The following is a 6,775-nucleotide window of genomic DNA, read 5'->3' as shown; positions in this document are numbered from 1 at the left end:
GCTGCACGACCCGAACGCACCGGAGAACAGGCGGACACTTGTCACCCCGAATAATCTGCCGAAAGCGAAACAGGAGGCCGCAGAAGCGATTACGAGGGGACTGGAGGCTCTTTACCATGCCGGAGCGCTAAAAACGCGTCAGGATGTCACTGAGGCGCTTACAGCGGCAGGTTTTGAGGTTGTGAGGACAACCAGGAGCAGTATCAGTATCGCCGACCCGGAGGGCGGGCGTAATCTCAGGCTGAAAGGGGCGCTGTATGAGCAATCTTTTACAAATGGGGACAGACTTCGAGAAGAAACTGAAAGAGCGTGCCGTCTCTACAGAGAACATACTGAACAGCGAGTTCAGGAAGCTCGAAGCGTCTGTAGACAGGGAACTGAACTTAAACGGGCAGAAAATCAGAGACGCTATCAGCGCACACACAGCAGCGGTGAAAGAACAACTGGAGACGCTGAACAGTGCCGTGAACGCGCAGTTCAGCGCCACAGAGAACGAACTGGCCCGGCGGCAGGAAGAGCTGCTCTGGAAGCTGGTCAAAGGGCGGATACTGTACCCGTCGCTGACGGCGCTTTGCGTCACGGGCGGGATTTTTCTGGCGTCATGGGGGCTGATTCAGTGGCAGGAAAGCCGGATTGCGGCGAACATCCTGGCTATCAGGGACCAGGAAGAGACGCTGGCGAAACTCCGGGAAAAAACATGGGGTGTGACGTATCACGAGGGCAGGAACGGGAAATTTCTGGTATTGCCGTCCGGGGTGAAGGGGGAAAACAACTGGACGGTGGAGAAGAAGAACGCAGTAAGACTGGTCAGGGAGTAAGTGAGTATGACAGAGCTGGAAATGCACTTACTGAACGCCTTAGAGCAATTGCAGCAGGACTATACGCAGCGGCTGAAAGACTGGGAGAGCGCCTTCACGGATTTGCAGCATATGTTCGAGCTGACACGACAGGAGAACGGGCAACTGAGGGAACAGTGCGACGACTTGAGTCAGCAGGTGCAGAGATTAGTCGAGCAGGTGGACCACTTGAGTCGGTTATTTATCACGAACAGCAGATAAGGGATGAACAGGAAAGGCAGGCACGCCTGGAACGGGAGCGTGCGCGGTCCTGGCATGAAGAGCAGGAACGGGAAGCACGGGTATGGCGTGGCCCGTCAATAGGGATATGACGGTGAGTTGTTCCGGGAGGTTGCCAGATGGTACCGGAACGCGTTAAAAACGCATCCGGGCGCGATTCTGGCGTGTCGTTTTTGTTGCTGTGTTTTGCCTCTTTGCCAGATCGCGCTCATTCCTCAGCCTCATCCCGCGATGTCTGCGTATGTCATCAACTGAAAAGATGGAAAAAAAACAGTGTCATGAGGTTTACGCAGGCAAAACCAGCGTTATTCACATGGCTGAATAGCTATGCATACGGTTAAAATTTATCAGGTGCGATCGCGGCAGCTTTTCGGGTGGTTTGTTGCTATTTTTACCTGTCAGCAGCCGTGATCGCGCTGAACGCATTTCAGCGGTGCGTACAATTAAGGGGTTATGTTAAATAACCCTTAGCTTAGCGGCGGCGCAGTGGTTGCCAGGTGAAGGTGTCATCCGGGTCCTGTCCGGCAGTCAGTGTGGCTTCTCGATTTTTGCTGGCCGTTCGTTCATCAAGAATGGCTTTAAGTATCCGTGCCCGGAGGCGTCGCTTTGTTTCCTGCGGCATTTTGTCCTTTTTCGTCAGCCCCATGGCACGAGCTTCAGCGGCAATGGCTTCTGCCAGTCGGCGCTCTTCGGCTTCGGTCAGTCTATGGCGTTTCATGGTGGTCTCCGGATGTTTCTCTGGTGTCATAACAGTTTAACTGTTGGCTCTCTCCTTATGCTAATCAGCCTTCTTTCATGCCTGTTGCCATTGAGTTTAAGAATGATTGGTTGTTTTTCTTGAGCGTTTTCACAAAAACGTAAATCCAGTGGGTTGACAGGATTTACGAGGTGACGTAACTTTTCACTGTATATAAAACCACTGGTTTTATATACAGTTTGTTGTTTTTAACGCATTGTTTTAAAAGTCAAAGAGGTATTTTTATGAGTGATTACGAAGGTAGTGGTCCGACAGAAGGTATTGATTATGGGCACTCGATGGTCGTGTGGCGTCAACAGGACTGATTTCGGGTGGTGATGTGAAACCAGGAGGCTCATCAGGTATCGCTCCATCCATGCCTCCGGGATGGGGGGATTACAGCCCACAGGGTATCGCACTTGTACAAAGTGTTCTTTTTCCGGGAATTATTCGCCGGATTATTCTGGATAAGGAACTTGAAGAGGGAGACTGGTCGGGATGGTCTGTCAGTGTGCATAGCCCTTGGGGAAACGAGAAAGTTTCCGCTGCACGAACAGTTCTTGAGAATGGTTTACGTGGTGGTTTGCCAGAACCGTCTCGCCCGGCTGCTGTTTCTTTTGCCCGTCTGGAGCCTGCTTCCGGAAATGAGCAAAAAATTATTCGTCTTATGGTTACACAGCAACTGGAACAGGTAACGGATATTCCGGCCAGCCAGTTACCAGCAGCGGGTAATAATGTACCGGTGAAATATCGTCTGATGGACCTTATGCAGAACGGTACGCAATATATGGCTATTATCGGAGGTATTCCGATGACAGTGCCGGTAGTTGATGCCGTTCCAGTTCCGGACCGGAGTCGTCCGGGAACAAATATTAAAGATGTTTACAGTGCCCCTGTATCACCAGATCTACCGGACCTGGTATTAAGTGTGGGTCAGATGAATACTCCGGTTCTGTCTAATCCCGAAATTCAGGAAGAAGGAGTTATTGCTGAGACAGGTAATTATGTTGAGGCTGGTTATACGATGTCCAGTAATAATCATGATGTCATTGTTCGTTTTCCTGAAGGCAGTGGTGTTTCTCCGTTATATATTTCAACTGTAGAGATTCTGGACAGTAATGGTCTGAGTCAGCGTCAGGAAGCCGAAAATAAAGCAAAGGATGATTTCAGAGTCAAGAAAGAAGAAGCGGTAGCCCGGGCTGAAGCTGAAAAAGCAAAAGCCGAGTTATTTAGTAAAGCAGGTGTGAACCAGCCTCCTGTATATACACAGGAAATGATGGAAAGGGCTAATTCAGTAATGAATGAGCAGGGAGCTCTTGTTCTGAATAACACTGCCAGTTCTGTACAACTGGCGATGACCGGAACTGGTGTCTGGACTGCTGCTGGTGATATTGCAGGCAACATAAGCAAGTTTTTCAGTAATGCTCTGGAGAAAGTAACCATACCCGAAGTGAGTCCCCTGCTTATGCGGATTTCTCTTGGTGCTCTGTGGTTTCATTCAGAAGAAGCTGGAGCAGGAAGTGATATCGTGCCGGGGCGAAATCTGGAGGCGATGTTTTCGCTGAGTGCTCAGATGTTGGCTGGACAGGGCGTGGTCATTGAACCTGGTGCGACGAGTGTAAATCTGCCTGTTCGTGGACAATTGATAAACAGTAACGGGCAATTAGCTCTGGATTTACTGAAAACAGGGAATGAAAGTATCCCGGCTGCGGTTCCTGTTCTTAATGCTGTCCGTGATACAGCAACAGGACTGGATAAAATCACGTTACCAGCAGTAGTAGGCGCACCTTCCCGGACGATTCTGGTTAATCCGGTACCACAACCTTCGGTGCCAACAGATACAGGTAATCATCAACCCGTTCCGGTTACACCAGTGCATACAGGAACGGAAGTAAAACCGGTCGAAATGCCAGTAACGACGATTACTCCTGTTTCTGATGTTGGTGGACTACGAGATTTTATTTACTGGCGTCCTGATGCTGCTGGGACTGGTGTTGAAGCTGTTTATGTGATGCTTAATGATCCTCTGGATTCAGGGCGATTTTCGCGTAAACAACTTGATAAAAAATATAAACATGCTGGTGATTTTGGTATTAGTGATACAAAAAAGAATCGTGAAACTCTTACTAAATTCAGGGATGCTATTGAGGAGCATTTATCGGATAAGGATACAGTAGAGAAAGGAACATACCGAAGAGAAAAAGGTTCAAAAGTTTATTTTAATCCTAATACGATGAATGTGGTTATAATTAAGTCAAATGGTGAGTTCTTATCTGGGTGGAAAATAAATCCAGATGCGGATAATGGTCGAATTTATTTAGAGACAGGTGAACTATGAACAAGATGGCAATAATCGATTTGGCGAAATTATTTTTAGCTTCGAAAATTACAGCAATTGAGTTTTCAGAGCGAATTTGTGTTGAACGGAGAAGATTGTATGGTGTTAAGGATTTGTCTCCGAATATATTAAATTGTGGGGAAGAGTTGTTTATGGCTGCTGAGCGATTTGAGCCTGATGCAGATAGGGCTGATTATGAAATTGATGATAATGGACTTAAGGTTGAGGTCCGATCTATCTTGGAAAAATTTAAATTATAATCATGAGTGATTTTAATATCTGGCATTTAAGTATAAATGTCAGATATTCACTCATGACAAGGAGATGTCATGAAAAAAAAGATAGGGGGATCTATGATTCTCGTTCTTGCTGTTTTGTGTCTGACTGCTTGCCAAGCTAACTATGTAAGGGATGTTCAGGGAGGAACAATTGCTCCATCATCATCTTCGAAACTAATCGGGGTGGCGGTTCAGTGAAAAATATTAAAGGATCTTCTTGAGATCCTTTTTTTCTGCGCGTAATCTGCTGCCTGTAAACGAAAAAACCCGCCTTGTGGCGGGTCCTTCCGTCCGATCAGAAGTCTTCGACCTCTTCTAATCGGCGGTGGTAACTGGCTTGGAGGAGCACAGTCACCAAAACTGTCTTTTCAGTTTAGCCTTAACTGGTTCATAACTTCAAGAGCAACTCCTCTAAATCAGTTACCAATGGCTGCTGCCAGTGGCGTTGAGTCGTGTCTTTTCCGGGTTGGCCCCAAGAGAACAGTTACCGGAGAAGGTGCAGCAGTCGGGCTGAACGGGGGGTTCCTGCATACAGCCCGGCCCGGAGCGAACTGCCTAAGTCGCCCCGAGATACCAGAAGACGTGAGCTATGAGAAAGCGCCACGTGTCCCGCAAGGGAGAAAGGCGGAAAAGGTATCCGGCAATCGATATGGCGGGAACGTGGGGGCGCAGGAGGGAGCGATTCACCGGAAACGGTGATGATCTTTAAGCCACGTCGGGTTTCGCCACCGCTGGCGGATTTCATGGTTGAGTCGGAAGACTCCCACAGATGCACCGAAAAAGTGTCTGTTTTGTGAAGTCCGTCAGGGGGGCGGAGCCTATGGAAAAAGCGCCAGCGGCGCGGCCTTTTGTCCTGGCTTTGCCTTTTTGCTCACATGTTCTTTCCGGCCTTATCCCCTGATTCTGTGGATAACTGTGTTACCGTTTTTGTGTGAGTCAGTACCGCTCGCCGCAGCCGAACGACCGAGCGTAGCGAGTCAGTGAGCGAGGAAGCGGAAGAGCGCCGGAAGCTACATTTTCTCCTTACGCATCTGTGCGGCATTTCACACCCGGCATGGTGCACTTTTCATACAATCCGCACTGATGCCGCATAAGTAAGCCAGTATACACTCCGCTATCGCTACGTGACTGGGTCATGGCTGCGCCCCGACACCCGCTAAAACCTGCTGACGCGCCCTGACGGGCTTGTCTGCTCCCGGCATCCGCTCACAGGCCAGCTGTGACCGTCTCCGGGAGCTGCATGTGTCAGAGGTTTTCACCGTCATCCCCGAAGCGTGCGAGGCAGCTGCGGTAAAGCTCGTCAGCGTGGTCGTGAAGCGCTTCGCAGATGTCAGCCTGGTCGTCGGCGTCCAGTTCATTCAGTTTTTCCAGCAGGGTCAGCGTCTGGCTTCTGATGAAGCGGGCCATGTTAAGGGCGGTTTTTTCCTGTTTAGTCACAGTTCTGTTTCTCCATGTGTGGGGAGTCTGTCGGAGGTTTTTAATGATACCGGTGAAACGCGAAAGGATGCTCACGATACGGGTCACGGATGAGGAACATGCGCGGCTGCTGGCACGTTGTGAGGGAAAACAACTTGCGTCATGGATGCGTAAGGTCTGCCTGGGGGCACCGCCATCGAAAACGTCAGGTCTTCCGACACTGGCACCGCCGCTGTTGCGCCAGTTCGCTTCGGTCGGCAATAACCTGAATCAGATAGCCCGGAAGATAAACAGCGGACAGTGGTCGGGGCATGACCGGGTTCATGTGGTGGCTGCACTGATGGCCATCGGACGTGAACTGAGTGAGCTGAGGGATGAGGTCCGTAAACAGGGAGAACGGGATGATAGTTAAGTTTCATGCCAGGGGAAAAGGCGGTGGCAGTGGTCCGGTTGATTACCTGCTGGGCCGGGAGCGTAACCGGGAAGGGGCGAGAGTTCTGCGGGGTGCTCCCGAAGAGGTGCGGGAACTCATCGATGCCACGCCGTTTGCGAAAAAATACACCTCGGGGGTTCTGTCTTTTGCAGAGCAGACCCTGCCACCGGGAGAGCGTGAAAGGGTGATGGAGAGCTTTGAGCGGGTACTGATGCCCGGTCTTGAAAAAAATCAGTACAGCATCCTGTGGGTGGAGCACCAGGACAAGGGGCGTCTTGAGCTGAATTTTGTCATCCCGAATATGGAGCTGGCGAGCGGAAAACGGCTCCAGCCCTATTACGACCGAGCGGACCGTCCGCGAATCAATGCCTGGCAGACACTGGTGAATCACCATTACGGGCTGCACGACCCGAACGCACCGGAGAACAGGCGGACACTTGTCACCCCGAATAATCTGCCGAAAGCGAAACAGGAGGCCGCAGAAGCGATTACGAGGGG

The 6,775-nt window shown here is 50.3% G+C and carries 8 protein-coding genes and 1 pseudogene; 7 read left to right on the top strand and 2 right to left on the bottom strand.

What is annotated here, in order from left to right:
* Positions 1-257 precede the first annotated feature (257 nt).
* Both BHE85_RS09035 and BHE85_RS09030 read left to right on the top strand, forming a co-directional pair.
* Positions 258-818, top strand: a complete 561-nt coding sequence (locus BHE85_RS09035; RefSeq protein WP_000067489.1) for an MbeB family mobilization protein — start codon at positions 258-260, stop codon at positions 816-818.
* Positions 819-824: 6 nt separating this feature from the next.
* Entirely contained in the window at positions 825-1,058 is a 234-nt protein-coding gene (locus BHE85_RS09030) for an MbeD family mobilization/exclusion protein (RefSeq protein ID WP_000137430.1), read from the top strand.
* Between the two features lie 490 nt (positions 1,059-1,548).
* Here the strand turns inward: BHE85_RS09030 and BHE85_RS09020 are convergent, their stop codons facing one another.
* On the bottom strand, positions 1,549-1,794 hold the full coding sequence (locus BHE85_RS09020) for a hypothetical protein (protein ID WP_000820629.1): 246 nt from the start codon (positions 1,792-1,794) through the stop codon (positions 1,549-1,551).
* Between the two features lie 263 nt (positions 1,795-2,057).
* Here BHE85_RS09020 and cda point away from each other — a divergent pair.
* From cda to BHE85_RS09005, 3 genes and pseudogenes are all read left to right on the top strand, one after another.
* Positions 2,058-4,150: pseudogene (cda, locus tag BHE85_RS09015) on the top strand (colicin-D).
* Positions 4,147-4,410: a colicin immunity domain-containing protein gene (locus BHE85_RS09010; RefSeq protein WP_001038404.1), complete on the top strand. Its 264-nt coding sequence runs from the start codon at positions 4,147-4,149 to the stop codon at positions 4,408-4,410. The pseudogene cda and the gene BHE85_RS09010 overlap by 4 nt, the downstream one beginning before the upstream one ends.
* Positions 4,411-4,503: 93 nt before the next feature.
* Positions 4,504-4,626 (top strand): colicin release lysis protein, encoded by a 123-nt coding sequence (locus BHE85_RS09005; RefSeq protein ID WP_072165042.1) that lies wholly within the window; start codon positions 4,504-4,506, stop codon positions 4,624-4,626.
* A gap of 1,047 nt (positions 4,627-5,673) precedes the next feature.
* Here BHE85_RS09005 and BHE85_RS08990 read toward each other — a convergent pair.
* Positions 5,674-5,865, bottom strand: a complete 192-nt coding sequence (locus tag BHE85_RS08990; RefSeq protein WP_000165980.1) for a Rop family plasmid primer RNA-binding protein — start codon at positions 5,863-5,865, stop codon at positions 5,674-5,676.
* 67 nt (positions 5,866-5,932) lie between these two features.
* Here BHE85_RS08990 and BHE85_RS08985 point away from each other — a divergent pair, with 67 nt between their 5' ends.
* Positions 5,933-6,256 carry a MobC family plasmid mobilization relaxosome protein gene (locus tag BHE85_RS08985; RefSeq protein WP_001444404.1) on the top strand — a complete coding sequence of 108 codons (324 nt, stop codon included), beginning with the start codon at positions 5,933-5,935 and terminating at the stop codon, positions 6,254-6,256.
* Positions 6,246-6,775: relaxase/mobilization nuclease domain-containing protein (locus BHE85_RS08980; RefSeq protein WP_158513513.1), on the top strand; the 530-nt coding region annotated here is incomplete at its 3' end. The genes BHE85_RS08985 and BHE85_RS08980, both read left to right, overlap by 11 nt.

Source organism: Shigella sp. FC1567 (genome assembly GCF_001743015.1).
Classification (GTDB): Bacteria; Pseudomonadota; Gammaproteobacteria; order Enterobacterales; family Enterobacteriaceae; genus Escherichia; species Escherichia coli.
Note: the sequence above shows the minus strand (reverse complement) of the source record. Positions and strands in the feature narration are given on the sequence as shown.